1 pseudogene is annotated in these 865 nt (G+C 51.1%); it reads right to left on the reverse strand.

Annotated elements, in window-relative coordinates:
* Positions 1-316: pseudogene (locus ACP96_RS18335) on the reverse strand (RNA-guided endonuclease TnpB family protein); the annotation flags it as partial.
* Between the last annotated feature and the right edge of the window lie 549 nt (positions 317-865).

Here is an 865-nt window from a genome sequence, read left to right on the forward strand (position 1 = left end):
AGCCGGGCGGGTTCGCTTTCGTATCTCCGTTTTGTCGTTTGCCGTACCAGCCGTTGAACGCTTCAGCGAGTTCTTGAAGGACTCGCTGACTTGACTGAGAATGGAGGTCATCATAGCGTTCGTGATTTTTGAGGTACGTGGTGAGTTCGTTGTGGTTCGGGATGTGACCGATTTCATCCCAGATTCGGCTGCATGTCCACCGTCCGACGTTCCAGAGTTTTGAGGCTGCGAACCCGAGCGAATCAAGGTCGTCTGACACCCGCGACTGATTCCGAATGGAAGCAGAATAGGTGCGCGTGACGACCTGTTTCGCCATACGTAATCTATGTAGTTGAAATTACTTGAAGCTGTGTATTGGCTCAGCGTGGAATATCCAGCCGGGACATCGAACGGTGGACTGTGAAGAGCAGTGTCGGATTCATCCCCGCGCTAAAGCGCGAGGCTTTCTCCTCGATTCTCCGTAAAATACCAGCGACAGAAAAAATAGAACCATCGGGGTGGGGCATCAGTTGTGAGTACTGCCCCCACACTATCCAGTCAGTAACCATATCTACGGAAACAGCTGAGAAGCTACAAGATAGAAGTATTCCTCCAACCCATATTGAGATAGAATGTCCTAAATGTGAGAATGATTTTTATTACACCGTAGTTGGATAGCGGCTTGCTGCCAGACCGATTTCGTAGCAGTCTCATGAATGGTCTCTCAATGGTGAACCAAGTGTGTCGCTGGGGATTGGCGGATCGCCGGAATCGACAGATTCCGCGATCCGCGCTGAGGACAGTACGCATCTCCGCCAGCAGCTCGTAGTCAAAGAGTTCGAGAACCGTCTTCTCCGTCGTCAACTCACAGCAACCCACACAAACA

This window comes from Halorubrum halophilum (assembly GCF_000739595.1).
Lineage (GTDB): Archaea > Halobacteriota > Halobacteria > Halobacteriales > Haloferacaceae > Halorubrum > Halorubrum halophilum.